This is a genomic window from Arthrobacter glycogeni, assembly GCF_054511155.1.
Window position 1 is genome coordinate 114,397 of sequence record NZ_JBTNDE010000006.1, and the last position, 26,354, is coordinate 140,750.

At 64.5% G+C, this 26,354-nt stretch carries 26 protein-coding genes; 19 read left to right on the forward strand and 7 right to left on the reverse strand.

Annotated features, from left to right (window positions below; genetic code table 11):
- Positions 1-6: 6 nt before the first annotated feature.
- Positions 7-978 (forward strand): hypothetical protein, encoded by a 972-nt coding sequence (locus tag ACX80O_RS06175; RefSeq protein ID WP_459332878.1) that lies wholly within the window; start codon positions 7-9, stop codon positions 976-978.
- A gap of 154 nt (positions 979-1,132) precedes the next feature.
- Here the strand turns inward: ACX80O_RS06175 and purU are convergent, their stop codons facing one another.
- A complete protein-coding gene (gene purU / locus ACX80O_RS06180; protein WP_459332879.1) occupies positions 1,133-1,981 on the reverse strand; it encodes a formyltetrahydrofolate deformylase in 849 nt (282 codons plus the stop codon).
- 305 nt (positions 1,982-2,286) lie between these two features.
- Between purU and glyA the strand changes: the two genes are divergently transcribed.
- The 6 genes from glyA to ACX80O_RS06210 all read left to right on the forward strand — a co-directional run bounded on the left by glyA (position 2,287) and on the right by ACX80O_RS06210 (position 7,421).
- Complete coding sequence (gene glyA, locus ACX80O_RS06185; RefSeq protein WP_459305014.1) at positions 2,287-3,594, forward strand: serine hydroxymethyltransferase; 1,308 nt, start codon at positions 2,287-2,289, stop codon at positions 3,592-3,594.
- The gene (locus ACX80O_RS06190; protein ID WP_459305013.1) at positions 3,588-3,740 is read left to right on the forward strand and encodes a hypothetical protein; all 153 of its coding nucleotides are present in this window, start codon (positions 3,588-3,590) and stop codon (positions 3,738-3,740) included. Before glyA ends, ACX80O_RS06190 begins: the two co-directional genes overlap by 7 nt.
- Positions 3,737-4,639 (forward strand): bifunctional methylenetetrahydrofolate dehydrogenase/methenyltetrahydrofolate cyclohydrolase, encoded by a 903-nt coding sequence (locus ACX80O_RS06195; RefSeq protein ID WP_459332880.1) that lies wholly within the window; start codon positions 3,737-3,739, stop codon positions 4,637-4,639. Before ACX80O_RS06190 ends, ACX80O_RS06195 begins: the two co-directional genes overlap by 4 nt.
- A gap of 85 nt (positions 4,640-4,724) precedes the next feature.
- Positions 4,725-5,666, forward strand: coding sequence for an ABC transporter ATP-binding protein (locus ACX80O_RS06200; protein ID WP_459332881.1), 942 nt, complete (start codon positions 4,725-4,727; stop codon positions 5,664-5,666).
- Entirely contained in the window at positions 5,659-6,555 is an 897-nt protein-coding gene (locus ACX80O_RS06205) for an ABC transporter permease (RefSeq protein ID WP_459332882.1), read from the forward strand. The genes ACX80O_RS06200 and ACX80O_RS06205 overlap by 8 nt, the downstream gene beginning before the upstream one ends.
- Positions 6,556-6,599: 44 nt before the next feature.
- Complete coding sequence (locus ACX80O_RS06210) at positions 6,600-7,421, forward strand: ABC transporter permease (RefSeq protein ID WP_459332900.1); 822 nt, start codon at positions 6,600-6,602, stop codon at positions 7,419-7,421.
- A 117-nt stretch (positions 7,422-7,538) separates the two neighbouring features.
- On the opposite strand, the gene ACX80O_RS06215 is transcribed toward ACX80O_RS06210, so the two are convergent.
- Together ACX80O_RS06215 and ACX80O_RS06220 are read right to left on the reverse strand one after the other, a co-directional pair.
- The gene (locus tag ACX80O_RS06215) at positions 7,539-8,225 is read right to left on the reverse strand and encodes a class F sortase (RefSeq protein WP_459332883.1); all 687 of its coding nucleotides are present in this window, start codon (positions 8,223-8,225) and stop codon (positions 7,539-7,541) included.
- Positions 8,226-8,241: 16 nt separating this feature from the next.
- Complete coding sequence (locus ACX80O_RS06220) at positions 8,242-9,021, reverse strand: GVDTG sorting domain-containing protein (RefSeq protein WP_459332884.1); 780 nt, start codon at positions 9,019-9,021, stop codon at positions 8,242-8,244.
- A 185-nt stretch (positions 9,022-9,206) separates the two neighbouring features.
- On the opposite strand from ACX80O_RS06220, the gene ACX80O_RS06225 reads away from it, so the two are divergent.
- From ACX80O_RS06225 to ACX80O_RS06245, 5 genes are all read left to right on the forward strand, one after another.
- The gene (locus tag ACX80O_RS06225) at positions 9,207-9,743 is read left to right on the forward strand and encodes a hypothetical protein (protein ID WP_459305007.1); all 537 of its coding nucleotides are present in this window, start codon (positions 9,207-9,209) and stop codon (positions 9,741-9,743) included.
- Positions 9,744-9,839: 96 nt separating this feature from the next.
- Positions 9,840-10,652 (forward strand): exodeoxyribonuclease III, encoded by an 813-nt coding sequence (locus ACX80O_RS06230; RefSeq protein WP_459332901.1) that lies wholly within the window; start codon positions 9,840-9,842, stop codon positions 10,650-10,652.
- A gap of 18 nt (positions 10,653-10,670) precedes the next feature.
- Positions 10,671-11,705, forward strand: a complete 1,035-nt coding sequence (gene trpS / locus ACX80O_RS06235; RefSeq protein WP_459332885.1) for a tryptophan--tRNA ligase — start codon at positions 10,671-10,673, stop codon at positions 11,703-11,705.
- A 4-nt stretch (positions 11,706-11,709) separates the two neighbouring features.
- A complete protein-coding gene (locus ACX80O_RS06240) occupies positions 11,710-12,342 on the forward strand; it encodes a 2'-5' RNA ligase family protein (RefSeq protein ID WP_459332886.1) in 633 nt (210 codons plus the stop codon).
- Positions 12,290-13,396 (forward strand): YihY/virulence factor BrkB family protein, encoded by a 1,107-nt coding sequence (locus ACX80O_RS06245; RefSeq protein ID WP_459332887.1) that lies wholly within the window; start codon positions 12,290-12,292, stop codon positions 13,394-13,396. The genes ACX80O_RS06240 and ACX80O_RS06245 overlap by 53 nt, the downstream gene beginning before the upstream one ends.
- A gap of 16 nt (positions 13,397-13,412) precedes the next feature.
- Here ACX80O_RS06245 and ACX80O_RS06250 read toward each other — a convergent pair whose 3' ends face one another.
- The 4 genes from ACX80O_RS06250 to sdhC are packed head-to-tail and all read right to left on the reverse strand — an operon-like array spanning position 13,413 to position 16,888.
- Complete coding sequence (locus ACX80O_RS06250; protein WP_459305003.1) at positions 13,413-14,201, reverse strand: succinate dehydrogenase iron-sulfur subunit; 789 nt, start codon at positions 14,199-14,201, stop codon at positions 13,413-13,415.
- A complete protein-coding gene (sdhA, locus tag ACX80O_RS06255; protein ID WP_459332888.1) occupies positions 14,201-15,979 on the reverse strand; it encodes a succinate dehydrogenase flavoprotein subunit in 1,779 nt (592 codons plus the stop codon). The genes ACX80O_RS06250 and sdhA overlap by 1 nt, the downstream gene beginning before the upstream one ends.
- 60 nt (positions 15,980-16,039) lie before the next feature.
- Positions 16,040-16,507 carry a succinate dehydrogenase hydrophobic membrane anchor subunit gene (locus tag ACX80O_RS06260; RefSeq protein WP_459305001.1) on the reverse strand — a complete coding sequence of 156 codons (468 nt, stop codon included), beginning with the start codon at positions 16,505-16,507 and terminating at the stop codon, positions 16,040-16,042.
- 3 nt (positions 16,508-16,510) lie between these two features.
- Complete coding sequence (sdhC, locus tag ACX80O_RS06265; protein WP_459305000.1) at positions 16,511-16,888, reverse strand: succinate dehydrogenase, cytochrome b556 subunit; 378 nt, start codon at positions 16,886-16,888, stop codon at positions 16,511-16,513.
- Between the two features lie 222 nt (positions 16,889-17,110).
- On the opposite strand from sdhC, the gene ACX80O_RS06270 reads away from it, so the two are divergent.
- The 7 genes from ACX80O_RS06270 to ACX80O_RS06300 all read left to right on the forward strand — a co-directional run bounded on the left by ACX80O_RS06270 (position 17,111) and on the right by ACX80O_RS06300 (position 26,354).
- The gene (locus ACX80O_RS06270) at positions 17,111-18,250 is read left to right on the forward strand and encodes a mannose-1-phosphate guanylyltransferase (protein WP_459304999.1); all 1,140 of its coding nucleotides are present in this window, start codon (positions 17,111-17,113) and stop codon (positions 18,248-18,250) included.
- Between the two features lie 184 nt (positions 18,251-18,434).
- The gene (locus tag ACX80O_RS06275; RefSeq protein ID WP_459304998.1) at positions 18,435-19,649 is read left to right on the forward strand and encodes an amidohydrolase; all 1,215 of its coding nucleotides are present in this window, start codon (positions 18,435-18,437) and stop codon (positions 19,647-19,649) included.
- 96 nt (positions 19,650-19,745) lie between these two features.
- The gene (locus ACX80O_RS06280; protein ID WP_459332889.1) at positions 19,746-20,810 is read left to right on the forward strand and encodes an LLM class flavin-dependent oxidoreductase; all 1,065 of its coding nucleotides are present in this window, start codon (positions 19,746-19,748) and stop codon (positions 20,808-20,810) included.
- A gap of 190 nt (positions 20,811-21,000) precedes the next feature.
- Positions 21,001-22,134, forward strand: a complete 1,134-nt coding sequence (locus ACX80O_RS06285; protein ID WP_459304996.1) for a BMP family lipoprotein — start codon at positions 21,001-21,003, stop codon at positions 22,132-22,134.
- 163 nt (positions 22,135-22,297) lie between these two features.
- Positions 22,298-23,833, forward strand: coding sequence for an ABC transporter ATP-binding protein (locus ACX80O_RS06290; RefSeq protein ID WP_459332890.1), 1,536 nt, complete (start codon positions 22,298-22,300; stop codon positions 23,831-23,833).
- Positions 23,830-25,071 carry an ABC transporter permease gene (locus ACX80O_RS06295; protein WP_459332891.1) on the forward strand — a complete coding sequence of 414 codons (1,242 nt, stop codon included), beginning with the start codon at positions 23,830-23,832 and terminating at the stop codon, positions 25,069-25,071. The genes ACX80O_RS06290 and ACX80O_RS06295 overlap by 4 nt, the downstream gene beginning before the upstream one ends.
- Complete coding sequence (locus tag ACX80O_RS06300; RefSeq protein WP_459304993.1) at positions 25,068-26,354, forward strand: ABC transporter permease; 1,287 nt, start codon at positions 25,068-25,070, stop codon at positions 26,352-26,354. Before ACX80O_RS06295 ends, ACX80O_RS06300 begins: the two co-directional genes overlap by 4 nt.

Below are 26,354 nucleotides of genomic sequence, written 5' to 3' on the forward strand. Positions count from 1 at the left end.
GGAGCCATGGCTCTAAGCATCATCTCCATCGCGGACGACCCCTTCGACGAAACCTGGCCCAGGCAGCTGGCGCGCCGGACGGTACAGGGCGAGCTACTACGGATTCGGCACGGGTGTTATGTCGAGGCGAGGAAGTGGGGGGAGCTCGACGACGACGCCCGGTATCGAGTCCGGCTCGACGCGGTCCGGCGGACGGCGAAACTCGCGCCGGTCTTCGGTGGGGAAACCGCAGGACTCCTGTGGGGCCTGCCTAGGCCCGCCCTGCCGGCGACCGTTCAGGTGATGGTGCCGGTCGGAAGCGGACGGAAGAGCTCCAACGGGGTCAAGCGGTTAGCGCGGACCCCTGCGGAGCTTTCACTCGTCAGGTTCGGAGGCCGTTACGTGACCGGGAAGGTTGCCACGGCCGTCGAGCTTGCCCTGTGCTTCGACTTCCCCTGGGCGGTGGCGGTGATGGACCGATTACTCAACCCAAAACCGCTCGCGCCCGAGTCAGGCTCCCGGCCAGTCACCAGGGACGAGGTCGCTCGCCGGATCGGATTGCTTCCATCCGCCCCGCAACGACGTCGCGCAACGAAGGTCCTGAACTTCGCCGATGGGCAGGCGATGTTCCCTGGCGAATCGCTCAGCCGGGTCTATCTGGCCCAGCTCGGTTTCCCGGCGCCTGAGCTTCAGCACGAGGTCATCGACCATAGCGGCCGGTCCGCCTGGGTCGACTTCTATTGGAAGGACCACGGTCTGGTCGGAGAGTTCGACGGCCGGGGTAAGTACCTCAAACCAGAGTATCTGCAGGGCCGGACGCCGGCGCAGGCAGTCATCGACGAGAAGCTGCGCGAGGACCGGATCCGTTCCACCGGGCTGCGGGTGGTGAGGTGGGACTGGCCGACGGCGGTGGCCCCGCTGTTGCTCAAGGCTGAGTTGCTGCAGGCCGGATTAGCCTGCCAGCCGCCGAAGCCGCGACGGTTGCTTTCCGTCAGCTAAAGCACCGAATGGGGTGAGCAATCCGGGCCGCGGGGGTCAAGGTGGGCACACGGGAGGGAAAGGTTGCCCCCCGATGCCTAGTTTGGTCCCGGGTGCGGGGCGGGTGAGCCCGGGGGTGGTGCGGGTAACAATGGGAGGGAGGCGACGCCGGGGGTCAGTTGAAGACGATGGTCCGGCCACCGTCGAGCAGCACCCGGTGCTCGGCGTGCCACTGTACGGCCTGGGTGAGGGTGCGGCCTTCGACGTCGCGCCCGATCGCCACGAACTGCTCGGCCGAGCGGGCGTGGTCTACCCGGATGACCTCCTGCTCAATGATCGGCCCCTCATCCAGGGCCGGCGTCACATAGTGGGCAGTTGCCCCGATCAGTTTCACCCCGCGGGCGTGCGCCTGGTGGTACGGCTTGGCCCCTTTGAACGATGGCAGGAAGGAGTGGTGGATGTTGATGGCCCGGCCCACCAGTTCCGAACAGAGCCGGTCGCTGAGGATCTGCATGTAGCGGGCCAGTACCACCAGTTCCACCTCGTGTTCGGCGATGACGTCACGGAGGGCGTCCTCGGCCGACTGCCGGGTGTCGGCGGTCACCGGAATGTGGTGGAACGGGATGCCGTAGAACGCGGCAAGGTCGGCCAACTCCGTATGGTTGGACACGATTGCGGGGATCTCGATCGGCAGGGTCCCCGACCTCTGTTGGAAGAGCAGGTCGTTGAGACAGTGCGCCGACTTCGAGGCGAGGATCAGAGTGCGGGCGGGGGCGCCGTCGTCGTGCAGCGCCCAGGTCATGTTGAACGCTTCGGCGACGGGAGCGAGGTGAGCCTCCAGCGACGTCCGCGGTGCCGCTGTGCTCATGGCCACCCGCATGAAGAATGTCCCGGTGTCGGGGCTCCCATACTGCTGCGATTCGGTGATGTTGCAGCCCGAACTCACCAACGCGCCGGCCACCGCGTGCACAATGCCGGGCTGGTCGCCACAGGAGAGGGTCAGGATGAAGGAGGAGGTAGTCACAAATCAAGCGTACTTCGAATGAACGGTGCCTCGGGATACACTCGGAAGTGCCGCGACTGGCGTCAGATGGGTCACCATCGGGAAGCGGCAGGCATCGTCCTCGCTGGTTGGCTCCGGACCGCAGGTTCCGTTCAGGGGCAGACCGACGACGACGGCGCGCAGAGCCGACCACGGATCGCACGCCTGGGACGTATGGTCAAGTACTTGCTTGCTGACGCTTTCGTGCGGCCGAAATATCAGTGCCGGACGATGGATTCAGCGGGTAGCCTGACCAGAAGAAACGCACACCCACCCAGGAGTTCACTGTGACAACGTCGCCCCTGCACGCCACCGGATCCGCCACCTCAGCGGTCACCAACGCGCCGCTCTCCGAGATTGACCCGGAGATTGCCGCCGTCCTGACCGACGAACTGGCACGCCAACGCGACACCCTCGAAATGATCGCCTCAGAGAACTTCGCGCCGCGGGCAGTGCTCCAGGCCCAGGGGTCGGTCCTGACCAACAAATACGCCGAGGGCTACCCCGGACGCCGCTACTACGGCGGCTGCGAGCATGTTGACGTCGCCGAGAAACTCGCCATCGAGCGGGTCAAGGCCCTGTTCGGCGCGGAGTTCGCCAATGTCCAGCCACACTCCGGCGCCCAGGCCAACGCTGCTGCGCTCGCCGCCATGATCAGGCCCGGCGACAAGATCATGGGTCTTTCCCTGGCCCACGGCGGCCACCTGACCCACGGCATGAAGCTGAACTTTTCCGGCAAGCTCTACGAGGTTGCTGCGTACGGCGTCGAAGAGGACACCCACCGCCTGGACATGGAGCGGGTCCGTGTCCAGGCCATCGCCGAGAGGCCGCAGGTGATCATCGCCGGTTGGTCCGCCTACCCGAGGCAGCTCGACTTCGCCGCGTTCAGGGCCATCGCTGACGAGGTGGGTGCCCTGCTGTGGACCGACATGGCGCACTTCGCCGGACTCGTCGCGGCGGGCCTGCACCCGAGCCCGGTGCCGTACTCCGACGTCGTCACCTCCACCGTGCATAAGACCCTCGCCGGTCCCCGCTCGGGTGTCATCCTGGCGAAGCAGGAATGGGCCAAGAAGCTCAACTCGGCGGTGTTCCCGGGCCAGCAGGGCGGTCCGCTGATGCACGTCATCGCGGCGAAGGCTACCGCGTTCAAGATCGCCGGGTCACCGGAGTTCAAGGAGCGCCAGGAGCGGGTGCTGGAGGGTGCCCGGATCATCGCCGAGCGGTTGACGGCCAGCGACGTCGGCGAACACGGTGTCACAGTGCTGACCGGTGGCACCGACGTGCACCTGGTCCTGGTGGATCTGCGCGCCTCGCAGCTCGACGGTCAGCAAGCCGAGGACCTGCTGCACTCGATCGGCATCACCGTGAACCGCAACGCCGTTCCGTTCGACCCTCGCCCACCCATGGTCACCTCCGGGCTGCGCATTGGCACCCCGGCGCTGGCCACCCGCGGTTTCGGCGCGACGGAATTCACCAAGGTGGCGGACATCATTGCCACCGCGCTGAAGCCCGGCGCCGACGTCGCAGCCCTGCGCGCCCGCGTGCTGACCCTCACCGCCGACTTCCCGCTCTACCCGGATCACGAACAGTGGTAGACGACCTCCCCGAAGGGGCGCTCGCCTCCGCCGCGGCCGCCTCACCCGACTATGACATTCCCACCAACGAATGCTGTTTCACCGGCTGCTGCGACCGCGGCAAGGCATTCGTCCTCGAGCAACTGGAAGCTGGCATCATCGTATGAGCCCCACCGCACAGATCCTTGACGGCAAGAAGACCGCCGCCGCCATCCGCGCCGAGCTGACCACCCGTATCAGCGCACTCAAGGGACACGGCGTCGCCCCCGGCCTCGGCACCGTCCTGGTGGGGGACGACCCCGGCAGTCACTCCTACGTCGCCGGAAAGCACCGCGACTGCGAGCAGGTCGGCATCACCTCGGTCCGCCGGGACCTGCCCGCCGACATCTCGCAGACTGACCTTGAAAAGGTCATCGACGAACTGAACGACGACGACGCCACCACCGGTTACATCGTGCAACTGCCACTCCCGAAACACCTTGACGCGAATGCCATCCTCGAACGAATGGCCCCGGAGAAGGACGCGGACGGTCTCCACCCGGTCAACCTCGGAAAACTGGTGCTGAACGTCGGAGGCCCGCTGGACTCGCCGCTGCCCTGCACACCACACGGCATCGTCGAGTTGCTCCGCCGGCATGGCATCAGCCTGGAGGGAAAGAACGTCCTCATGGTGGGCCGGGGCATCACCGTCGGCCGCCCGCTCGGGCTGCTCCTGACCCGCCGCGACATCAACGCAACGGTCACCCTGGCCCACACCGGAACGGTGGACCTGCCGGCCCTGCTGCGCCAGGCAGACGTGGTCGTCGCGGCCGTGGGCTTCCCCGGCATGATCAAGGCGGCCGACCTGCGGCCAGAGGCCATCGTGCTCGACGTCGGCGTCACGCGGGTCACAGACCCGGCGACCGGCAAGGCGACGCTGACCGGCGACGTCGAACCGGCCGCCGCCTCTACCGTCGCCTGGCTGTCACCGAATCCGGGCGGCGTGGGCCCGATGACCCGGGCGATGCTACTCTCCAACGTGGTGGAGGCCGCCGAGCGTCAGGCCGGGATCGCCGTCGGGCACTAGACGCCGAGCAGGACGCTGTTTATTCCGCTCCTCAAAAGGGCGCGGTTGGCTTTTCCCAATAGGTTGCATCCTTTAGGCTGGGCAGGTGCCAAACCCAACGACCCGCGACTACGTCATCTCCGCCAGAAATCTCACCAAACACTACGGAGATTTCGCTGCGGTCGACGACATCTCCTTCGATGTCCCGGCCGGCGAATCCTTCGGCCTGCTCGGGCCCAACGGTGCCGGTAAATCCACCACGATGCGAATGATCGGGGGCGTGTCCCAGCGCACCTCGGGGTCGCTGACCATCATGGGCCTCGATCCAGAACAGCACGGGCCGCAGGTCAGGGCGCATTTGGGGGTGGTCCCGCAGCAGGACAACCTCGACGAGGAGCTCCGGGTCAGGGATAACCTCATGGTCTACGGAAGGTATTTCGGTCTGCCGCTGAGCTACCTGAAGCCCAAGGCCGATGAACTCCTCGAGTTCGCCCAACTCACCGACAAGGCCAAGTCCAAGGTGGATTCACTGTCCGGGGGGATGAAGCGGCGGCTCACCATCGCCCGATCCCTCATCAATGAACCGAAGATTCTGCTGCTCGACGAGCCCACCACCGGCCTCGACCCGCAGGCGCGCCACATCCTCTGGGACCGGCTGTTCCGACTGAAGGAATCGGGAGTCACCCTGATCCTGACCACCCATTACATGGACGAGGCGGAGCAACTCTGCGACCGGATCGTCGTGGTGGATAAGGGCAAGATCATGGCCGAGGGTTCGCCCGCCCAGCTGATCCGCGACCACTCCACGAGGGAAGTCCTCGAGCTCCGGTTTGGGTCCGAACGCAACACCACCGTCGCCGCCGAACTGCGGGGCATCGGCGACCGGCTGGAACCCCTGCCCGACCGGGTCCTCATCTACACGCGCGACGGCGAAGCCGCCCTCGAGCAGGTGGCCGCCCGCGGCCTGCACCCCATCACCTCGCTGGTCCGGCGGTCCTCCCTGGAGGACGTCTTCCTGCGCCTGACCGGGAGGAGCCTCGTTGACTGACCCCACCGGCCCACCCGCTACCGTCAGCAGTACCGAAAGGTCGACAACGACGACGACGCCGCTCCCGCCGCTGCGCGCCCACTCACCACAGGTCTCTGCCGAGCGCGCCCGGCGGTTCGGTTCCTGGTACTACGCCGAGCATGCCCTCCGGGTAATGAACGGGTACCGGTGGACCCTAATCGCCTACAGTGTGGGCAACCCGGTGATGTACCTGTTCGCCATGGGGGTCGGCCTGGCCAGCCTCGTGGACCAGAACAGTGCCGACGCCTTCGGCGGGGTCAGCTATCTTGCCTTCATCGCCCCGGCGCTGCTCGCGTCGGCCACCATCATGACCGCAGCGGGCGAGTTCACCTACCCGGTGATGGACGGCTTCAAATGGCGTCGGGTCTACTACGGCCCGCTGGCCTCACCGCTCGGTGTGCACCAGATCGTCAACGGCTACATCATCGCGATCACGTTGCGGCTGATCCTGATGAGCGCCATCTACTTCGGGATCGTCGCCGCGTTCGGCGCCTCGCCGTCACCCTGGGGGTGGGCGGCCGTCCCGGTGGCGGTGCTCTGCGGTCTCTCTTTCGGGCTGCCGTTGATGGCCTATTCGGCCAGTGTGCAGGAGGACAAGGGCCAGTTCGCCCTCGTGATGCGGTTCCTGGTCACGCCGATGTTCCTGTTCTCCGGTACCTTCTTCCCCTTGGACACGCTGCCCATCTACCTGCAGTGGATCGGCTGGGCCTCACCGCTCTGGCACGGTACCGAGCTGGGCCGCCTGCTCACCTACGGCTACCCGGTTCCGGCCTGGCTGGCAGTGCTTCACCTGATGTACCTGGTGGCGCTTGCCGTCGTTGGCTGGCGCCTCGCCCGCAGGACCTACGCACGGAGGTTGGGAAAGTGACCGAACACCTGACCCACTCCCCGGGCCGGCGCTCAGCCCGGCAGCTGACCGACGAGGACTACCGGATCACCCCGCAGACCCGCCGGTTCAGTGCCCTCTATTCCCGCAACGCGAAGGCTGTGATCGCGCGGGGGTTGCGGGCGACGAAGAGCAGCAACTGGCTGATCATGGTGTCCGGCTTCTTCGAACCGGTGTTGTACCTGGTCTCCATGGGGGTTGGTCTCGGCGCGCTGGTGGGCACCGTCGTCGGGCCCGGCGGCGAGGAGATCAGCTACGCTGCCTACATTGCGCCGGCCCTGCTGGCCGTTTCGGCGATGAACGGTGCGGTGTACGACTCCACCTGGAATGTGTTCTTCAAGATGAACTTCGCGAAGCTCTACCAGGGGATGCTCTACACCTCGCTGGGCCCGCTGGATGTGGCGATCGGGGAAATCTTCCTGGCGCTGCTGCGTGGGGCGATGTATGCCACCGGGTTCACTGCGGTGATGGGCCTGATGGGGCTGATCACCACGCCGTGGGCGCTGCTGATGGTCCCGGCATCGGTGCTGATCGCGTTCGGGTTCGCGTCGTTTGGGATGGGGATCACCAGCTACTTGAAGACGTTCCAGCAGATGGACTGGATCAACTTTGTGATGCTGCCGATGTTCCTGTTCTCGGCGACGTTCTACCCGCTGAGCGTGTACCCGCAGGGTATCCAGTGGTTCATTCAGGCGCTGCCCCTTTGGCACGGCGTCGAACTGCTGCGGCAGATTAGCGTGGGGACCTTCACCGTCGCCACCAGCATCCACATCCTTTACTACCTGGTGATGATCCTCGTCGGGATGGTGTTGACCACCAGCCGCCTGCGGAAACTCTTCCTGAAGTAGCACGGTCGTTGGTGTGGCGCGGCGAGGGGTTCAGTCCGCGTCACACCAACGACGACGACGGGCGGATCTCCGTCGGCGTCGCACCAGACCGGCAGGTACCGGTTATGGTGCGTCCGCCTAGGAGACCAGGGTGGCGTACACCACGTAGTTGTCGTCGAACTCGCCAGTATCAGGGTTGTACCCGTCACAGGTGATCAGGCGGAGCTCGGCGGCGTCGGTATTGCCGTAGACCTCGAGGGTGGGGAAGTTGTCCTTCTCGTACTGTTCGCCGCGGTCGACGGCGAACACTGCGGTTGACCCGTCCTCGCGAACCACGTTGATCTCGTCTCCAGATTGCAGCGCCCGCAGGTCAGCAAAGACGCCTGGACCACCATCGGTAGCGTTGACATGGCCAAGCAGGACCGACGGGCCTCGTTCACCGGAGGTGGGCGACTGGTTGTACCAGCTCGCTGGTGCCCCAGGTCCATCGGGCGGCACCTCTAGCGAGCCGTTCTCCCGGAGTCCCAAATGCAGCAGGTCCGATTGGGCATCAATCGTCGGAATGTTGAACGACACCGGAGCGGAAGCCTCCAGCACGGCCGGTAGTTCGGGGGCGGGCGCAGCGCTCGTAGGGGCCGGTTCCTCCGAAGGAGTCGGACTCGGAGCCGGGGCCGAAGTGGGCGCCGGAGCCGAGGAACTCGATGGCGGCGCCGCGATCCCCGTGCTTTCGGGGGATGACTCGGTGCCGCAAGCGGTGAGTATCAAAAGGGCGGTCGCCGCCGAGACCGCAAAGCCTCGACGGCGACCGTTTTTGGTGCTGATCATGAAATCAGACTATTCCTTATGCGCGGGCTGCAGCGTTACGGCGAACAACGTAGGTGCCACCAGCGGCAGCAGCCAGAACGAGGCCACCTCCGAGGACGAGCATACCCATGTCGTTGGAGCCGGTCTGTGCAACACCGGTGTCGGCGCCACCTTCAGGCATTTCGCCCATCTGGGAAGCGGTCACAACGCCACAGAGTGCAGGCGAGGTGGCGCCCAATGGCAATGCTGGGTCCAGGTCAGATGGTGAATTGAAGGCTTCTTCGCTGCTGGACGTTGCTGGATCCAGGCCGTGGATGACGACGACTGCGGTGCCGGCTTCGAGAGCGTCAAGGGTTGCGTCGTTCATTTCGAACGAGCGCTGGATGGAGTAGCTTCCACCCTGGCCGCCGAGCTCAAGGTTCAGGCCCTCTTCGGGTCCGGTTGCACCGCTGGTGGTCAGCGTGGTCTGGATGCCGCCGTAGGAAGCTGCTCCGTCGGTGGTGGACAGGATGCCGTCACCGTTTTCGTCAGCTTCGGTGGTGGGGCATTCGCCCATCGCACCGCCGTGGATGTGCTGTACGTGGGGGTACGGAGCATCCATGAAGGTTTCGCCGAGGCCGGAGACCTGAAGGTCTACGGTCGCGGTCTTGTCATCGATCTCCAGCGCGAACGTGGCGGAACCGGTGGTGCCGCTGAGCTGGACGAAGTCGGCGGTGTACGAACCATCAGCGTGGGCGGCCATTGCTGGCGCACCAGCCATGGCGACCATACCGAGGGCGAGGGTGGGGACTGCGAGAAGACGCAAGTTCTTGTTCATGGGATTTCCTCCATAGTGCGAGTATTTGCGCGCCGTCGTCAGCACACATACTTTTACTTCGGAGTGGCGCCCATCACGGATGGGTGGCCATTAAAAGAAACTTTTCGACGGAACCCGTTCGCCGACGGTGGAAGGCTCCCCGCGGCGTGCGCCGGTTTGCGAGAAGGTTTGCGAGAATAGGAACCATGATGCCTTTAGGGAACAACTCACCCTCAGCCTCCAGCGTCCCTGCAGGCGCCGGCCGAGGCCTCAGTGTGCGCATGAGCACTATCGGGATGAGCATCATGCTTATCGTCTTCCTCGTGGCAGTGGTTTTCGCAGCCAACCAGAACGACGTCGTCGGCTGGCTCGTCGCGATCATCTCCCTCGGGTGGCTGCTGATTTTCAGTTTCGTCGTGTTCAGCCTCCGTTCCGCCGCGCGCAAGGCAGGCGCCCGGATCACCGAAGCCCACCAGCAATTCAACCGGGCCAACGGCATCCAGGAGGGGACCACCGGTCTGGTCGACGAGGCCACCCTGGCCCGCGACACGAAACTGGACCACAGCTTCAAGATCGTCGAGGTCCAGGCCCGGGTCATCCGTGACCACTTGAACGCCGGGCTGGCCCACGACGACGAAACGGTGACGCGTGCGCTTGAGACGATCGAGATCACCTCCCACAACGCGCGTTCAATGATGAAGAAGAACGACGACGGACCGGTGGAGGGCACTGTTGTCGACTGACTGTGGCGACCACTACACCACCCTCATCAGACACAGTGCTCCGGTAGGGTGGAACGGGTGAGTTCCACTGCAGCATTGTCCCCCTCCACCGCCGCGTTGGCCCCCGAAATCGGGGGACGGTTGCGGGTCGCCACGGTCAACGTCAACGGCATTCGCGCCGCCTACAAGCGCGGCATGGCCGACTGGCTCGCGGAGCGCGACGTCGACATCCTGTGCCTGCAGGAGGTGCGGGCCCCAGACGACATCCTTCGGGGGCTGCTCGGGGACTCCTGGCATATCCTCCACGCCGAGGCAGCAGCCAAGGGCCGTGCCGGGGTGGCCATCGCGGCACGGATGGCGCCAACAGCGACCCGCACCCACATCGGCGACGACTACTTCGCTACGTCGGGCCGCTGGGTCGAAGCCGATTTTGAGGTGGCTGGTGTGACCCTCACCGTCGTCAGCGCCTATGTTCACTCGGGTGAAGCCGACAGCCCCAAGCAGGATGACAAGTACCGGTTCCTCGATGTCATGTCGGAGCGGCTTGCCGAGCCGCGCCTCTCCCGCGATCACACCCTCCTGGTAGGCGACCTGAACGTGGGACACACCCAGCTGGACATCCGTAACTGGAAAGGCAACCTGAAGAAGGCGGGGTTTCTCCCGCAGGAGCGGGCCTACTTCGACCGCTTCTTTGACGAGTTCGGTTTCGTCGACGTACACCGCCGCCTCGCCGGGAAGGTCGACGGCCCCTACACGTGGTGGTCCTGGCGCGGCCAGGCGTTCGACAACGACACCGGGTGGCGCATCGACTACCACCTGGCCACCGAGGGGCTCGCCGCTGCGGCAGCCGACGCCGTCGTCGACCGGGCGCCCTCCTGGGATACGCGTTTCTCAGACCATGCTCCGCTGGTAGTGGATTACCGGCTCTAACGTTCAGGATTTGTGATCATGACTACTCCCACCACCGGTGCACGGCAGCGGGTCCTCTCCGGGATGCAACCCTCGGGCGACTCCCTGCACCTCGGCAACTACCTGGGCGCGCTGGTGCACTGGGTGCGCATGCAGGACGAATACGAAGCGATCTACTTCATCCCCGACCTGCACGCCATCACCGTTCCGCAGGAACCGGGCGAACTCGCCGAACGTACCCGCCGCACCGCCGCCCAGTACATCGCCGGGGGCGTCGACGTCGACAAGTGCACCCTGTTCGTCCAGTCGCATGTGCCCGAACACGCCCAGCTTGGCTGGGTGCTGAATTGCATCACCGGGTTCGGTGAGGCGTCCCGGATGACCCAGTTCAAGGACAAGTCCCAGAAACAGGGCGCCGACGCCGCCAGCGTGGGTCTCTTCACCTACCCGATCCTGCAAGCCGCAGACATTCTGCTGTACCAGCCGGAGGGGGTACCGGTGGGGGAGGACCAGCGCCAGCACGTCGAGCTGAGCCGCGATCTGGCCCAGCGCTTCAACTCCCGCTTCGGTGAAGCTTTCGTGGTGCCCAAGCCCTTCATCCAGAAAGAATCGGCGAAAATCTATGACCTGCAGAACCCGACGGCGAAAATGTCGAAGTCCGCGAGCTCACCGGCCGGGCTGATCAACCTGCTGGACGACCCCAAGGTTACGGCGAAGCGCATCAAATCGGCGGTCACCGACACCGGGACCGAGATCCGGTTCGATAAGGAAACCAAACCCGGCATCTCCAACCTCCTCACCATCTATTCGATGCTCACCGGGAAGAGCATCGACGACGTGGTGGGCGACTTTCAGGGCCGGATGTATGGGCATCTGAAGACCGAACTGGCTGACGTTGTGGTAGCCCACCTCGATCCGATCAGGCTTCGCGCGGGGGAACTGCTCGACGATCCCGCCGAGCTGGATCGCCTCCTCGCCCGTGGCGCGGAGAAGGCGCGCAGCATCGCGTCGGCCACGCTGGCCGACGTGTACACCAAGGTTGGTTTCCTCCCCCCGGTTGGCGGAGCACGCTAACCGCATGGACCAGCCTGTCAGCGCCACCACCAGCAGCCAACCGTCGCCGGTCGGTGGACTCGCCGCGCACCATGGTGAAAGTGCCTGGGAAAGCTGCGTCGGCGTCGTCATCGCGGTCCCCGAACCGCTGGCAGCCGAGCTCGGACGGTGGCGTGCCTCCTTCGGTGACCCGATGGCCGAACTGATTCCGGCGCACATCACCCTGGTGACCACCACGCCCGCGACCGACTGGGACGCAACCATCGAGCATGTGCGTGGCGTGGCCCGCGGGCAGAAGCCCTTTACAGTGACCCTCAGAAGCACCGGGACGTTCCGGCCGGTATCCCCGGTGGTCTTCCTCAACCTTGAGGAAGGCTTCGATGACTGCGCAGAGCTGCACGCCAGGCTCCAGTGCGGACCCCTGGAGCGGTCGCTCGAATTCCCGTTCCACCCCCACGTGACTGTCGCTCACGACGTCAGCGCGGCGAGCATGGACTGGGCGGAGACCCAACTCGCGGGATTCGAAGCGTCCTTCACGGTCCGTACTATGGGATTATACGAGCACGATTCGTGCGGCACCTGGAGACTGAGGGAAGAGCTGAGCTTTGGCGAGGATCAAAACCAGGGCGATCACCCCGGCCCAGATCGACTACTATAACGAGCCCCGACCGGCCGAACTAGCCCACCTCAAACTCAAGGTGATCGACGCCCGCAAGGAGCTGAACAAGGTGCGGCGCCGGGGTACCGGTGGGCTTCCCCTGCTGGAGGCCACCATCACCTACCTGCTGGCCCGCTTCTTCGTGCAGCGGCCGGTGCGGGTGTTTCACCTCTACGCAGTCCGCCGTGGTCCGCTGATGGCGGCAGGCATTGCCTATCGCCTGTTCTTCTCGATGGCGTCGCTGCTGCTGGCGGGGTTCTCGATCCTCGGCCTGGTGGTCGCCGGAAACGTTCCCCTGCAGAACCTCATCGTCGAGGCGGTGAATGCTGCGGCACCGGGAATCCTCAAAATGGAACCGGACGGGCCCGGCCTGGCCACCCCGGCACAGCTGTTCAACGCCAACGACGGCCTGACCCTCACCCTGATCGTCTCCACCATCATCACTGTAATTACCGCCCTGGGCTGGATTGCGGGGGTCAGGCAGGCGATGCGCGGGATTTTTGCCCTCCCTCCGCTGGCTGAACACCCGGTACTGATCCGCATCAAAGACCTTGGAACCTTGCTGGTGCTGGGGGTTGCCATGGTTCTCACCACGGTGGTGGGGCTGGTTGCCAACACGCTCCTGGACGTGGTGTTCGACTGGCTGGACTTCGGTGACACTGGACGGCCCCTGACCCAGCTCGCCGGGATCGTGATCATGCTGGTCCTCGACTTCGCCGTGGCAGTGATCCTGTTCCGACGCGCGTCGGGGATTGAACAGTCACGCTGGCTGCTCATCCAGTCGTCGCTGATCACCGCGGTGGGAGGCACTGTGCTGCGGACGTTCAGCACGTTGCTTCTCGCCAGCGTGGGTGGCGGCAACCCGCTGTTGGCCCCGTTCACCGTCGTCGTCGGGCTGTTCGTCTGGTTCTTCCTGCTTAGCCAGGTGTATCTGCTGGCCGCCGCGTGGGGTGCCATCGGCGCCGCCGACGCCGAAGCCGGGCTCGCACCACGCCACGGCCGGTCGCTGAAACAGCGGAGCCGCGTCGCCTCCCGTAGTTCATCTCCGCGCTGAGCGGTAACGAACGAAACTAGATCTTGCGGCTCAGAATGGCCTGCTTGACCTCGGCGATGGCCTTGGTGACCTGGATGCCTCGAGGACAGGCTTCGGTGCAATTGAACGTGGTGCGGCAGCGCCACACACCCTCTTTATCGTTGAGGATCTCCAGGCGCATGTCGCCGGCGTCGTCGCGGGAGTCGAAGATGAACCGGTGCGCGTTCACGATCGCCGCGGGACCAAAGTACTGGCCATCGGTCCAGAAGACGGGGCACGACGACGTGCACGCGGCGCAAAGGATGCACTTGGTGGTGTCGTCGAAGCGTTCCCGCTCCTCCGAAGACTGCAGGCGCTCCTTGGTGGGCTCGTGGCCACGGTTGACCAGGAAGGGCATGACCTCCCGGAAGGACTGGAAGAACGGCTCCATGTCGACGATGAGGTCCTTCTCCACGGGGAGGCCCTTGATGGGCTCCACGAGGATGGGCTTCGACGTGTCGAGGTCCTTCAGCAGGGTTTTGCAGGCCAGCCGGTTGCGGCCGTTGATCCGCATCGCGTCCGACCCGCAGACACCATGGGCGCAGGAACGCCTGAACGTTACAGTGCCGTCGTGCTCCCATTTGACCTTGTGGAGGGCGTCGAGCACGCGGTCGGTGCCATACATGGTCAGCTTCCACTCGTCCCAGTAGACGTCGTCTGAAACTTCCGGGTTGAACCGGCGGACCTTCAGCGTGATGTCGAACGTCGGGATTTCCCCGCCGCCGCCAATCCCCGGTGCGAGGTCAATTTTGGAGGCTGGTTCTCTTTCGACTGTTTCAGTGCTCATCAGTACTTACGCTCCATGGGCTGGTAACGGGTAAACACAACCGGCTTGGTTTTCAGGCGCACCCCGGAAGTATCGGTGGCCGTCGGATCCCGATAGGCCATCGAATGGGTCAGGTAGTTCTCGTCGTCCCGGTCGGGGAAGTCCTCGCGGAAGTGTCCACCGCGGGATTCTTTCCGGTGCAGGGCTGCAGCGGTCATGACCTTGGCCATGTCGAGCAGGAACCCGAGTTCAACGGCTTCGAGCAGGTCAAGGTTGAACCGTTTTCCCTTGTCCTGGACGGTGACGTGCTTGTACCGTTCTTCCAGCCCATCGATCACGCTCAGTGCCTCCAACAGGGTCTGCTCGGTGCGGAACACCTGGACGTTGGCATCCATGATGTCCTGCAGCTCCTTGCGGATCTGCGCCACCCGCTCGCCGCCCTCGGAGCTGCGCATGGTGTCGAGCAGCGACTCGGTCTCGACCAGCGGGTGTTCGGGAATTTCCACGAAGTCGGCGGTCAACGCGTACTCAGCCGCGTAGATCCCGGCCCGCTTACCGAACACGTTGATGTCGAGCAGCGAGTTGGTGCCCAGACGGTTCGACCCGTGAACTGAGACGCAGGCAACCTCGCCTGCGGCGTACAGACCAGGCACCACCGTGTCGTTGTCCTGCAGGACCTCTGCCTTGATATTGGTGGGGATGCCGCCCATGGCGTAGTGGGCGGTAGGGAAGACCGGTACCGGCTCGGTGTACGGCTCAACGCCCAGGTAGGTCCGCGCGAACTCGGTGATGTCGGGTAGCTTGGCGTCGATGTGGGCTGGCTCAAGGTGGGTGAGGTCCAACAGGACGTAATCTTTGTTGGGCCCGCAGCCGCGGCCTTCCCGTACCTCGTTGGCCATTGAGCGGGCAACAATGTCGCGGGGCGCCAGGTCCTTGATGGTCGGAGCGTAGCGCTCCATGAACCGCTCACCCTCCGAGTTACGCAGAATCGCGCCTTCACCGCGAGCTGCCTCGGAGAGCAGGATGCCGAGGCCAGCAAGACCGGTTGGATGGAACTGGAAGAATTCCATGTCTTCAAGCGGGATGCCCCGGCGGAAGGCAATGCCCATGCCATCACCGGTCAAAGTGTGAGCGTTGGAGGTGGTCTTGTACACCTTGCCGACTCCGCCGGAGGCGAAGATGATCGACTTGGCCTGGAACACGTGAAGTTCGCCAGTGGCGAGATCGTACGAGACGACGCCGGCCACCCGGGTCTGCACCTTGGTGACCCCGTCGACTGTGACCTCCTCCTGAACGGTCAGGAGGTCAAGGACGTAGTACTCGTTGTAGAACTCGACATTGTGCTTGACGCAGTTTTGGTACAGGGTCTGCAGGATCATGTGGCCGGTGCGGTCGGCGGCGTAGCAGGAGCGGCGCACCGGAGCCTTGCCATGGTCGCGGGTGTGACCGCCGAACCGGCGCTGGTCGATGCGGCCCTCAGGTGTGCGGTTGAACGGCAGGCCCATCTTCTCGAGGTCCAGGACCGCATCGATGGCCTCCTTGGCCATCACCTCGGCAGCGTCCTGGTCCACCAGATAGTCGCCGCCCTTCACCGTGTCGAAGGTGTGCCATTCCCAGTTGTCTTCCTCGACATTCGCCAGGGCCGCGCACATGCCTCCCTGAGCCGCTCCGGTGTGGGAGCGGGTCGGGTACAGCTTGGTCAGTACTGCCGTCTTCGCGCGCTGACCGGATTCGATGGCTGCGCGCATGCCAGCGCCGCCGGCACCCACGATGACGACGTCGTACTTGTGGACCTGCATACGTGTTGCTCTTTCTGTTGTAACCGGACGGCCGCGCCGGCGGCCGGAAGCGTCGCTAGCCTACGGGGCCGGGCAGTATGGCGCTACGTGCGCCACGCCGTCGATCACTGGGCACGGATCGAAGGTGAAAATCACCAGGGTGCCGAGCACGATGATGACGACGGTCGAGGCGTAGAGCACACTCTTGAGCCAGAACCGGGTCGAGTCCTTCTCGGCGTAGTCGTTGATGATGGTCCGGATGCCGTTGGTGCCGTGCAGCATGGCCAGCCACAGCATCACGAGGTCCCAGATCTGCCAGACAGGCTGGGCCCACTTGCCTGCCACGAAGCCGAAGTCGACGCCCTTAATGCCGTCGCCGTCGACCAATGAGGTCCAGAGGTGCACGAAGATCAGTACCACAAGGATGATGCCCGAGACCCGCATGAACAGCCAGGCGAACATTTCGAAGTTGCCCTTGCTGGCGCCGCTACGCGTGTACTCAGGCGCTACGCGGCCCGAGCGGGGACTTTCAATGACTGGGGTAGCCATGGCTTAACCTCCGAAGACAACCGAGAGATGACGGATGGAGAACGCGACCATGGTGACAAACCACAGTCCGACGACGCCCCACAGAAGTTGGCGCTGATACTTGGGTCCCTTTTTCCAGAAGTCGATCAGGATGACGCGCAGCCCGTTGAACGCATGGAAAACGATGGCTGCCACCAACCCCAGTTCGCCCAAGCCCATGATGGGGTTTTTGTAGGATTCGATCACTGCGTCATACGCCTCCGGAGACACCCGCACCAACGAAGTGTCGAGCACGTGGACCAGGAGGAAGAAGAAGATCACTACTCCGGTAATACGATGTGCTACCCAGGACCACATGCCTTCACGGCCGCGATAAAGGGTGCCTGCTGGTGTCTTCGACACTGAAATAACCTCCCCTGCAACGCCCGGCGTTTGCGTGTCTGCCACGCAGGTAGACCCCGGTGCGAAAGCACTCTTCACTTGATCCTAATGTAGGCTCCGTCACCCGCAGGTTCAATTTAGGCTTCCCTACGCTGTGACATTCTTAACAGCGACATTCTTGACAGCGCCTGAAGCGAGAGGCGTACCAGCGAGTATTCGGCGTTGTGCACTAACGTGGAGGCGATGACTACGCACAGGGCTGGTGCCCAGAACCCAGATGAGGCGCTTGAGCGTTTCTATGGCGTGATCCCCGCCGGGGGGGTAGGAACACGCCTCTGGCCGCTGTCCCGCGCGGCCGCCCCGAAGTTCCTGCATGACCTGACCGGGTCCGGCAGCACGCTGATCCGCGCTACCTATGACCGCCTGGGACCCCTCAGCGGCGACCGCATAATGGTGGTCACCGGGAAGGTGCACCGGCGGGCCGTCCTGAAGCAGATCCCCGAGATCCAGGACTCCAATCTGGTCCTTGAGAGTGAGCCGAAGGACTCGGCGGCTGCCATCGGGCTCGCCGCTGCCATCCTGTACCAGCGGGACCCCGACATCATCATGGGCTCCTTCGCCGCCGACCAGGTCATTACGCCGGTCGAGGTGTTCCAGGACGCGGTCCGGGAGGCCATCCACACCGCGGCGCAGGGATACATTGTCACGATCGGGATCCAGCCCACCCTCCCCGCGACCGGCTTCGGTTACATCCGGGCCGGCGAAACCCTTGACATTGAGGGTGCCCCGAGCGCCCACGCGGTGATTGAGTTCGTCGAAAAGCCCTCCGAGGAAGTGGCCCGCGGTTACCTTGAGACCGGCAACTACAGTTGGAACGCTGGCATGTTCGTTGCGCCGGTGGCGCTGATGCTCCGCCACCTCGAAGCCAACGAACCAGAGCTGTACGCCGGCCTGACCGAGATCGCCACGGCATGGGACACCCCTGCCCGGGTCGAGGTGGCCCGCCGGGTCTGGCCGACCCTGCCCAAGATCGCCATTGACTATGCGGTCGCCGAACCGGCCGCCGCGGCTGGCGATGTCGCAATGATCCCCGGCAACTTCAGCTGGGACGACGTCGGCGACTTCGCCGCCATCGGCCGGCTGAACCCGGCTATCGAAAACAGCAAGCTGACGGTAATGGGGGAGGGTGCGCGGGTGTTCTCCGACAACGCCTCGGGGATCGTCGTGTCCGACACCAAACGGGTGATCGCCCTGATCGGGATCGACGATGTAGTCATTGTCGACACCCCTGACGCGCTCCTCGTGACCACTAAAGAGCACGCCCAGGAAGTCAAGAAGGCGGTCGAGCACCTGCGGGCCAGCGGCGAGATCGACGTCCTCTAGCATTCCCTCCCACCCATCGCCGAAGAGACCCTTCCTACCCATCGCCGAAGGGGTAGGTCTGGTGGGTTCGACGGCGCTGAACTCTCCAGATCTCGCGGTGCGCCGGCGGGGTTGAGGGATGCCGGGCAGCTTCATGCTGCCGCACAGTTCTCCGGTGCAGACCCGCGGTGGCTAGGCTGGAGGGGTGCAGACCAATCGCAGTGCGCCAACCGTTCCGTCAGTCGCTCCGCCCATCGGTGTGTTCCTTGCCCCCTTGCTCGAGGAACTGACCCGGTTCAGGAGGGATCTGCACATCCACCCCGAGCTTTCGCACAAGGAATACCGCACCACGGATCGATTGGTTGAGCGCCTCGAAGCGGCGGGTCTGCACCCCCAGCGCCTTCAATACACAGGACTTTTCGTTGACATCGGGGAAGGTCCCATCCGGTTGGGGTTGCGCGCCGACATCGACGCCCTCCCGGTTCTCGAAGAGACCGGCCTTCCCTATGCCTCCGCCTCGACCGGAATCGCCCATGCCTGCGGGCACGATATCCACGCGAGCGTGATGCTCGGTGTGGCGCTGGTGCTCTGCAGGATGAACGACGACGAACCGCTGGGTGGGCGGATCAGGGTAATCTTCCAGCCCGCCGAGGAAATGATGCCCGGCGGTGCCCTCGAAGTGATCGAGCAGGGAGTGCTCGGTGGTGTCCCCCGGATCCTCGCTTTGCACTGCGACCCGCACATCGACGTCGGCCTCGTCGGCACCAGGATCGGCGCGATCACCTCGGCCTCCGACACCGTCAGGGTAGAGCTGACCGGCCGCGGCGGCCACACCTCTCGCCCGCACCTGACCGAGGACCTGGTGTTTGCGCTCGCGAACATTGCGGTGAATGTGCCTGCGGTGTTGTCCCGCCGGATCGACGTCCGCAGCGCCGTATCGGTGGTCTGGGGTCAGATCCACGCCGGCAGCGCCCCCAACGCAATTCCCGGGCATGGGTTCATGTCCGGGACCATGCGCTGCCTTGACGGCGAGGCATGGGAGGCCGCAGGGGACCTCCTTGACAGTACGGTCCGTCAGATTGCTGCACCCTTCGGCGTGGAGGTCCACCTTGAGCACACCCGCGGGGTGCCCCCGGTGATCAACACCGAGGCCGAAACCGGGCTGCTCGAAGCGGCCGCCCGCGCCGAACTGGGCCCCGATGCGGTCGTCCTCACCCCCCAGTCCATGGGCGGGGAGGATTTTGCGTGGATGACCCAGGAAGTTCCGGGCGCCATGATGCGGCTCGGCACCCGAACCCATGGCGGCGAAACGTATGACCTGCACCGGGGCGACTACAACCCCGACGAACACGCCATCAGCTGCGGCGTCAGGGTGATGGCCAACGCTGCGCTGCGCGCCATCCGCGCCGTCAGGCATTAGCCAAAACCCTGGGGCCGACCAAAACCCTGGGACTTGATCCCAGGGGGACGGTGACCCGAATGGAATAGGGAAGGCACCAGGCCGGTTACCTTCCCTGTGAGCACATCAGTAAGCACCCGACCGCCCCTGTCAGTCCTCGACCTCGCCACCGTCGGCGTCGGAAAGTCCTCCGGTCAGGCGCTGGCCGACAGCACCACCCTCGCGCAGGCGGCCGACCGGCTAGGGTTCCGGCGTTTCTGGGTCGCCGAACACCACAATATGCCCGCCGTGGCCTCCACCTCACCGCCCGTGCTGATGGCTCACCTGGCGTCACAGACCGAGCGCATCAGGCTCGGCTCGGGCGGTGTGATGCTCCCCAACCACGCACCCTTCGTGGTCGCCGAACAGTTCGCCCTGCTCGAAGCCTTGTACCCGGACCGGATTGACCTGGGCATCGGCAGGGCTCCCGGCACCGATCAAGCCACGGCCATGGCCCTCCGGCGGCAGGCCGGTGGCCTGGGCGTCGAGGAATTCCCGCAGCACGTCCTTCAGGTGATGTCACTCCTCGGCGACCACCGCTCCCCGGACCAGGCCCTTAACCTGGTCGCCACCCCGTCGGCCACGAGTTTCCCTGAGGTCTGGCTGCTGGGCTCCAGCTCCTACTCGGCGCAGCTCGCCGGCATGCTCGGCGTGCGGTACAGCTACGCCCACCACTTCGGCAACGAGGACCCGGCGGCAATCATGAACCTGTACCGGTCCAACTTCCAGCCCTCCCCGGTGCTCGACGAACCGCACGCCATGCTGGCCACTTCGGCCCTTACCGCGGACACCGAGGAGGAAGCCGATTACCTGGCCGGCCCCGCCCGGGTGATGGCGCTGGCCCTCCGCTCGGGGCGGCTGGGTCCCATCGTCTCCCCGGAAGACGCCGCGTCCCGGCAGCTCACCGACCAGGAACTGATGGTGCTGGAGCACCTGCCCGCCATCAAGGCGGTCGGCACTCCGGCCCAGGTAGTGAACCGCCTGGCTGCCCTGGTTCAGCAGACCGGCGTCAACGAAGTGATGATCACCGGAACCACGTACGACGTCGCCTCCCGGGTAGCCTCGCTGGAAGCGTTGGATGCCGCGTGGACCGACGACGTTTCCAACGGAATACCGGTTGGTAACAAATCCCGAACAATGTGATCTTCGTCGCCTGATTTGGTAAGAGCTGGGGCGGTGCGCCGCTAGAGTAAGTTCATATCGTGCCGGCCCACGGCGCGGCCCAGTGCCTACGAAAAATCAGTGAAAACAGAGCCTTGCGCACGCCAGTGCGTCAGTGGCGGTCACTCACTGAGATCTTCAGCCGTGGGGCTCATTTCTTTCTGGAGGAATTTTGAAGAACTCACAGCGCACCACCATGCGCCTCAACAACAAGACGGCCCTGTCAGCCGCAATGCTCGGTGTCTCCGCTCTGCTACTGGCCGGTTGCGGCGCGGCGCCAGAGGAGCCAGCAGGATCAGCCGATGCCAGCGGGGACGCAACAGAAGCGACAGTCGACTACACCGGCTGCATCGTCTCCGACTCCGGTGGCTTCGACGACCAGTCGTTCAACCAGTCCAGCTACGAGGGAATCACCGCGGCTCAGGAGAACCTGGGCATCGAAATTCGTGAAGCGGAATCGAAGGCCGAGACCGACTTCGCCCCCAACGTCAATTCGATGGTCACCAGCGGTTGCGACCTGATCGTCACAGTCGGTTTCTTGCTCTCGGCGACCACCGCCGAAGCCGCCGAAGCGAACCCCGACACGAACTTCGCCATCGTCGATGACAGCCAGATCGTCCTGCCGAACGTCAAGCCCATCATTTACGACACGGCTCAGGCTGCATTCCTGGCCGGTTACGCCGCAGCAGGTACCACCGAGACCGGCTCTGTAGCCACCTACGGCGGCATCCAGATCCCCACCGTGACCATCTTCATGGACGGTTTCGCCGATGGCGTCGCCTACTACAACGAGCAGAAGGACACCGACGTCCAGCTGCTCGGTTGGGACAAAGAAGCCCAGACCGGTACCTTCACCGGTGACTTCGAGTCACTCGCCAACGGCAAAACCAACACCGAGAACTTCATCAACGAGGGCGCCGACATCATCATGCCGGTCGCCGGCCCAGTGGGCGTAGGCACCATCGAAGCGGTCGAGGAAGCCAACGCCGACGGCGCCAACGCCAAGGTCATCTGGGTTGACTCCGATGGCTTCCTGACCGTGGACGCCGGCAACGAATTCATCCTGACCTCGGTCATGAAACTGATGGGTGAAGCGGTCGAAGAGGTCATCAGCACCGACGTCGACGACAAGTTCGACAACGCCCCCTACGTGGGCACCCTGGAAAACGGTGGGGTAGCCCTCGCGCCCTTCCACGACCAGGAGGAGTCGGTCTCCGACGAGCTGAAGGCCGAACTGGAAGAGATCCAGGCCAGCATCATCTCCGGCGACATCACTGTGGAATCTGAAGCCAGCCCACAGCAGTAACAGCTGTGGCATAACGCGCCGCCGCTCCGCGTGAGGGTACATCCGCACGCGGGGCTGGCGGCGCGTTATGCGTTTAGGCTGGTGTCCAGCAAACATCTCATCGACCACCTACCGGCCACCGCCGCAGTGGTGGTCCTGATCCAGAACAGGTGGTTGGAGTCCGTTGTTGCTCGAACTGCAGGGAATAACAAAGAAGTTTGGCACCCTGGTGGCGAACGACTCCATCGACCTCATCGTCAAACCTGGCGAAGTGCACTGTCTGCTCGGCGAGAATGGCGCAGGCAAATCCACTCTCATGAATGTCCTCTATGGACTGTATGAACCCACGGACGGCAGCATCCTGCTCGACGGCAAGGCCGTCACCTTCAGGGGCCCCGGCGACGCCATGGCCGCCGGGATCGGCATGGTGCACCAGCACTTCATGCTTATCCCCGTCTTCACCGTCGCCGAGAATGTTGCGCTGGGCGACGAGTTTACCCGCGCCGGCGGTCTCCTCGACCTCGAGAAAACCCGCGCCAAGATCCGTGACATCTCCGACCGGTACGGGTTCGACGTCGACCCCGACGCCCTGATCGAAGACCTCCCGGTGGGCGTGCAGCAGCGGGTCGAGATCATTAAGGCGCTGGTCCGTAACGCCAGCGTCCTGATCCTCGACGAGCCCACTGCTGTCCTGACCCCCCAGGAGACCGACGAACTGATCGAGATCATCGGCCAGCTCAAGGCTGCGGGCACGGCGATCGTCTTTATCTCGCACAAACTGCGCGAGGTCCGGGCCGTCTCCGACGTGATCACCGTGATCCGCCGCGGCGCAGTGGTGGGAACCGTTGACCCTGCCACCAGCACCTCCGACCTGGCCAACATGATGGTCGGCCGTCAGGTGAGCCTGAGCCTGAACAAGGCGCCCGCCCAGCCGGGGGAGCGCACCTTCCAGGTCAAAAATCTTACTGTCCTCTCCGCTACCGGGCAGCGACTGGTCGACGACGTCACCTTCGACATTGCCCAGGGTGAGATCCTCGCCGTCGCCGGTGTCCAGGGCAACGGCCAAACCGAACTCACCGAAGCCATTCTTGGCCTGCAGCCCCACGCCAGCGGATCCATCACGCTGAAGGGCACCGAACTGATCGGGATGAAGGCCAAAGAGGTGATCCGGCAGGGTGTCGGCTTCGTCCCCGAAGACCGGAAGGTTGATGGGCTGGTCGGCACCTTTTCGGTCGCCGAGAACCTGATCCTCAACTGGTACAACGAGCCGCCCTTCGCGAAGGGTCTGGCCATGAAACCCGCGGTGGTCCAAGCCAACGCCACGGCCAAGATCGCCGAATACGACGTGCGCACCCAGTCAGCTGAATCGGCTGTCGGCACCCTCTCGGGCGGTAACCAGCAAAAAGTGGTGCTGGCACGCGAATTATCCCGGCCACTGAACCTGTTCATTGCCTCACAGCCGACCCGCGGCGTCGACGTCGGGTCCATCGAGTTCCTGCACAAGCGCATCGTCCAGGAGCGCGACGGCGGGACCCCGGTGATGATCGTGTCGACCGAACTGGACGAGATCAGCGAACTAGCCGACCGGATTGCTGTCCTGCACCGCGGACAGCTGATGGGCGTGGTCCCCGGTAACACCCCGCGGGACGTCCTTGGATTAATGATGGCCGGACTGACGGCGGACGAGGCCCTGGGCCAGTCCGCGGAGGAGAAACAATGAGCTCACAGCTGCAGCAGGGCGAGGGCTCCCGCAGCGTCCTCCACCGGATCATGGGCGGAAGCACGCTGGTGGCTCTGTTGGCGGTGGTCCTGTCCATCGTGCTGGGCGGCCTCCTGATCGCCGTCACCGACGAGCGTGTCGCCGAGACGTCGTCGTACTTCTTCAGCAGGCCCGGCGACATGTTGTCCGCCGCCTGGGAAGCAGCCAGCGGCGCGTACATTGCCTTGTTCCAGGGCGCCGTCTTCAACCCGGAAGCCGACACCATCGCGCAGGCGTTCCGCCCGCTCACCGAGACGCTCACGGTCGCGACCCCGCTGATCCTGGCGGGCCTCGGCGTCGCCATCGCGTTCCGCACCGGACTCTTCAACATCGGGGCCCAGGGACAGATCATCCTCGGCGCAACCTTCGCAGCCTGGGTCGGTTTCACCCTTGACCTACCGCCGGGCATCCACCTCCTCATTGCTGTGCTCGCCGGTTTTGTTGGCGGTGCGCTCTGGGGCTTCATCCCCGGCATCCTCAAGGCACGCACCGGAGCCCACGAGGTGATCGTGACGATCATGCTCAACTATGTCGCCGTGTACCTGGTGGCGTACCTCCTGTTCACCCCGGCGTTCCAGAACCCCGGCTCGTCCAACCCGATCAGCCCGCGGCTGGACGACTCGGCCCTGTTCCCGCTGCTCCTGGGCTCCGGCTTCCGCCTGCACCTGGGCTTCCTGGTCGCAGTCGCGGCAACCTACGGCGTGTGGTGGGTGCTGAACCGTTCGACGACCGGTTTCGAACTCCGGGCCGTCGGCGCCAACCCGAACGCGGCACGCACCGCCGGTATCAGCGTGACCAGGGGGTACGTCGTTGTCATGATGATTGCCGGTGGCCTCGCCGGCCTGGCCGGGGTGGCGCAGGTCGCCGGTACCGAGAAGGTCCTGACCGGTGGTATCGCCGCCAGTTTCGGTTTCGACGCGATCACCGTTGCCCTGCTGGGCCGTTCGCATCCCTGGGGCGTGTTCTTCGCCGGACTGCTGTTCGGTGCCTTCCGCGCCGGTGGGGTCCAGATGCAGACCCAGACCGGCACACCGATCGACATCGTGCTGGTAGTGCAGTCACTGATTGTGCTCTTCATCGCCGCACCGCCCCTGGTCAAGGCCATCTTCAGGATCGACCGGAAAAAGAAAAAGACCAACAAACCCGATCAGTCGTTCCAGGACATCACCACCACGACGGCAGCTGGAGGAGTGGCGTGAGCGTTGCAACAGACATGCGGCCCAAGGGCCCGTCGCGGACACCGACAGTCAGGAACTGGAAAGCCCCCATCGGCTTCGGCATCGGCGCCTTGGTCGCCCTGCTCGTCTTCGCGCTGGGCGGCCCATCGCAGACCGCTGTCTTCCGGGTCTCCGACGACTCGGACCGGTTCCGGCTGGCCGATGTGGCGCTCCCCGCGGCGGGAGTCGGCTGGTTCACCGCCGTCGTCCTTACCCTGATCGCCGTGTACTCGTTCCTGCAGGTCAGGAACGGTCGCCCGGTGAACCGGTGGATTCCGATCATTTACGGTGCGCTATTCATGGTTGCCTTCCTCACATGGGTGGTGGGCAGCGCAAACACGCCCAGTATTTCCCTCTCTGGTCTGATCGCCGGATCGGTGACCCTCGCGATCCCGCTGATCTTCGGCTCCCTCTCCGGCGTGCTGTGTGAGCGGGTCGGTGTGGTGAACATTGCCATCGAGGGCCAACTGCTTTCCGGTGCGTTCGCCGCAGCCGTAGCGGCCTCGATTTCCGGTAACGCCTACGTCGGTCTGATCGCCGCCGCGTTCGCCGGGACCCTGGTCTCGGTGGTGCTCGCGGTGTTCAGCATCAAGTACTACGTCAACCAGATTATCGTCGGTGTGGTGCTGAATGTGCTGGTTTCCGGGCTGACCGGGTTCCTCGCCTCGACGCTCCTGGACCGCGACTCCGCCACCTTCAACTCTCCACCGAACCTGCCGATCATCAGTATCCCGTTCCTGTCCGACCTGCCGATCATCGGCGGCATCCTGTTCAGGCAGAGCATCGTCGGCTACCTGATGTATGTCGCAGTGATTGTCATCTACGTGGGCCTCTTCCACACCAGGTGGGGGCTACGGGTCAGGGCCGTCGGCGAACACCCGCAGGCGGCAGACACCATGGGGATCAAGGTCAATGCCACCCGGTTCTGGAATGTCCTGCTGGGCGGCGCTGTCGCCGGATTCGGTGGCGCTTTCTTCACCCTCGTCTCAGTGAGCTCCTTCTCCCGGGACATGACCGCCGGTGCAGGCTACATTGCCCTCGCGGCATTGATCTTTGGGCGCTGGAACCCGATCGGAGCGTTCTTCGCGGCCCTCCTGTTCGGCTTCTTCACCAACCTTCAGTATGTGCTCTCCATCATCGGTACCTCGGTGCCGAGCCAGTTCATGGCCATGCTCCCGTACATTGTCACAATCCTCGCCGTCGCCGGGCTGGTCGGCCGTTCGCGGCCACCCGCAGCCGGCGGCACTCCGTACATCAAGGAGTAG

Coding starts and splice junctions, on each gene's coding strand:
- ACX80O_RS06175 (WP_459332878.1), top strand. CDS start 7: ATGGCTCTAAGCATCATCTCCATCGCGGACGACCCCTTCGACGAAACC.
- ACX80O_RS06195 (WP_459332880.1), top strand. CDS start 3,737: ATGAGCCCCACCGCACAGATCCTTGACGGCAAGAAGACCGCCGCCGCC.
- ACX80O_RS06215 (WP_459332883.1), bottom strand. CDS start 8,225: ATGATCAGCACCAAAAACGGTCGCCGTCGAGGCTTTGCGGTCTCGGCG.
- ACX80O_RS06220 (WP_459332884.1), bottom strand. CDS start 9,021: ATGAACAAGAACTTGCGTCTTCTCGCAGTCCCCACCCTCGCCCTCGGT.
- ACX80O_RS06225 (WP_459305007.1), top strand. CDS start 9,207: ATGATGCCTTTAGGGAACAACTCACCCTCAGCCTCCAGCGTCCCTGCA.
- trpS (WP_459332885.1), top strand. CDS start 10,671: ATGACTACTCCCACCACCGGTGCACGGCAGCGGGTCCTCTCCGGGATG.
- ACX80O_RS06240 (WP_459332886.1), top strand. CDS start 11,710: ATGGACCAGCCTGTCAGCGCCACCACCAGCAGCCAACCGTCGCCGGTC.
- ACX80O_RS06250 (WP_459305003.1), bottom strand. CDS start 14,201: ATGAGCACTGAAACAGTCGAAAGAGAACCAGCCTCCAAAATTGACCTC.
- sdhA (WP_459332888.1), bottom strand. CDS start 15,979: ATGCAGGTCCACAAGTACGACGTCGTCATCGTGGGTGCCGGCGGCGCT.
- ACX80O_RS06260 (WP_459305001.1), bottom strand. CDS start 16,507: ATGGCTACCCCAGTCATTGAAAGTCCCCGCTCGGGCCGCGTAGCGCCT.
- ACX80O_RS06270 (WP_459304999.1), top strand. CDS start 17,111: ATGACTACGCACAGGGCTGGTGCCCAGAACCCAGATGAGGCGCTTGAG.
- ACX80O_RS06295 (WP_459332891.1), top strand. CDS start 23,830: ATGAGCTCACAGCTGCAGCAGGGCGAGGGCTCCCGCAGCGTCCTCCAC.